This is a genomic window from Flavobacterium caeni, from assembly GCF_900101895.1.
In the GTDB taxonomy this organism is placed as follows: domain Bacteria; phylum Bacteroidota; class Bacteroidia; order Flavobacteriales; family Flavobacteriaceae; genus Flavobacterium; species Flavobacterium caeni.
In genome coordinates this window covers 1-2113 of record NZ_FMVF01000054.1, presented here as the reverse complement: position 1 = coordinate 2113, position 2113 = coordinate 1, and the positions used below count along the sequence as shown (strand labels likewise).

The 2113-nt window shown below is 32.9% G+C and carries 4 protein-coding genes; 3 read left to right on the top strand and 1 reads right to left on the bottom strand.

Going from position 1 to position 2113, the window contains the following annotated elements:
* The first annotated feature begins 153 nt into the window (after nucleotides 1-153).
* The 3 genes from BLP55_RS16420 to BLP55_RS16410 all read left to right on the top strand — a co-directional run bounded on the left by BLP55_RS16420 (nucleotide 154) and on the right by BLP55_RS16410 (nucleotide 1290).
* Nucleotides 154-558: a hypothetical protein gene (locus tag BLP55_RS16420; RefSeq protein ID WP_091147440.1), complete on the top strand. Its 405-nt coding sequence runs from the start codon at nucleotides 154-156 to the stop codon at nucleotides 556-558.
* Between the two features lie 11 nt (nucleotides 559-569).
* Nucleotides 570-779: a hypothetical protein gene (locus BLP55_RS16415; protein WP_091147436.1), complete on the top strand. Its 210-nt coding sequence runs from the start codon at nucleotides 570-572 to the stop codon at nucleotides 777-779.
* Between the two features lie 169 nt (nucleotides 780-948).
* Entirely contained in the window at nucleotides 949-1290 is a 342-nt protein-coding gene (locus BLP55_RS16410) for a hypothetical protein (RefSeq protein WP_091147432.1), read from the top strand.
* Nucleotides 1291-1456: 166 nt separating this feature from the next.
* Here BLP55_RS16410 and BLP55_RS16405 read toward each other — a convergent pair whose 3' ends face one another.
* A complete protein-coding gene (locus BLP55_RS16405) occupies nucleotides 1457-1978 on the bottom strand; it encodes a hypothetical protein (protein WP_091147428.1) in 522 nt (173 codons plus the stop codon).
* Nucleotides 1979-2113: the final 135 nt, after the last annotated feature.

Genomic DNA, 2113 nt, shown 5'->3' with positions numbered 1-2113 from the left:
GTAGCCGGAAGTTGTTGTTTCACGTAGAAAGTTTTATCTTGGCAGAGGCAACTCAGTTCGCTGGCGCCGCATTTGCGCAAATGCGCCTAACGTTATGGGCAAGTTTTTAGGACGACCATCGTCAAATTGAATATAATTTAAAAACATAATGAAATGATTGATCCAAAAGTTTTTGATGAAAACGAGGAATGCATTAATTGCGGAGGAAAATTTAATTTACGGTTTAAATTATGTGTTGATTGTAAAAGTCGAGACAATAGTCGGCCAAACCAAAATATTAATGATAAAAAGCACAAGGCTATAGAATATCGTGAAGGAGATTTAAATCAAAAACATATTGTTGTAGTTACAGTCCACAATTCGTTTTTTGGCGAGATTAAATTAATAGTTCCTTATAATTCTCAAATTGCAAATCGTGTGATTTATTTCGTTGAAAACGGAATCAGAGATTATTTAGAGAATGGTTTATCTCAAGATTATCTAATAAATTATTCTGAATTCACACAACTAAAAATTAGCGGAGATGATTATTTTGTTTTTAAAAGTATTCTAAATTAAAATTTGCAACCATGAAAAAAGGCACTCACGGCATCGACGAGAAAACATTTGAAGGTTTAACTTACGCTGATCAAGCAAAATCATTGAATGCACAAATTCAAATCATTGAAAAAGCATTAAAAGCTCATTTTCGCAAAGGTGAAATTGAAAGTAAAGATATTAATATTTCAAAGGTCAAATATAAATTACAACTGTCTAAAATCGTTGATAGTTTACAGTAAAACCAGCCCATAACCGCCGTTTCAAGCGATTGCGGGGTTTTCGGTAGCCGAAAGTTGCGGTTTCACGAACATTGTTTTATCTTCGGCAGAGAGAACTCAGTCCGCTTTGATCCGCAACCGCGTGAAGCGGCCTAACGTTGGCAGCAATTGCCGGAAAAACATTGCGAAAATGAAGCCTAGTAAATTTGGATTATTTATCTGTTTGACAATAATTGCTTTCACTGCAAGTTTTGCAGCGATGTTTATTGGTTTTTTTGAAGGTCCACAAATTGCGCATTATATCAATTTAATATCATTTTCGTTAGTTATAATTTTACTCTTCGGATTAATTTTTAATTTAATCCGAAGACCTGATTTTGCGAAAAAGCAATATGGAATAATTTTGCTTCTATTCTTTGGACTTTCAATTACATTTATTGCAAATATTGCTTTTGCAAAATTTCGATATGGATATTCAAGTTGGGAATATAAAAGTATAACTAAAATAGAATTTGTAGATCGGCGCAAATAGCAACTGCTGCCAACAGCGCAATTAAGCAAGCGCTGGATTTGAGCAGGTTGAATGTTTGTATTTCACGAAGAAAGTCTATCTTCGGCAGAGAGAACTCGTCCCGCTAGAACGCGCCTGCGTAATTGCGCGAAACGTTACCAGCAAGTGAAGACGCAGCGAGTAGCCACTAATCAAGAATAAAAATTAAATTTTCACCTTCAAATTTTAATTCGAAATTATAATCGAATCTTGAAAAATCACTGATTGTTATTTTTATATTTTCCTCTATTAAAGTTAAGACATCATGATAATTGTAATACTTAGAAATATATTCTTCAGGAGGCTGAAACTCTAATTCTTGATCGTAAATAAAAACATAATCATTTCCTTTTGGTCTTTCGAAATCTGAAACTACATCGTAAGTACCAAACTCTCTATATTGAAAAATCTCAAAATGAAAATCGCTTATGTTATAATAATCTTCAGGCTTGCGAAACCTATTGCGATCGTCCAAATCTTTCTCGATGTCTTCAATTAAATGATTTTTCATGTTAGAAACAATATACTCAGCAGTAAATTCTATGCGTATAATATTATAATTAAACAATTCCTCTTTTGAATATGATTTTTCTATAGCTTCAAAAGTTTTAGGATAAATATTAATATTATCAAACAAATTTCGACTTACACTTTTTTTTTCCTTAGACATAAAATTATAATTTATACAAATCTATGGAAAACATTTCACCTGCTGGTAACAGCGCAGTTAAGCAAGAGCTGGTTTTTCGTGGCCGGACGTTTTTTCTTCACGAAGAAAGTCTTATCTTGGCAGAGAGTACTCAGT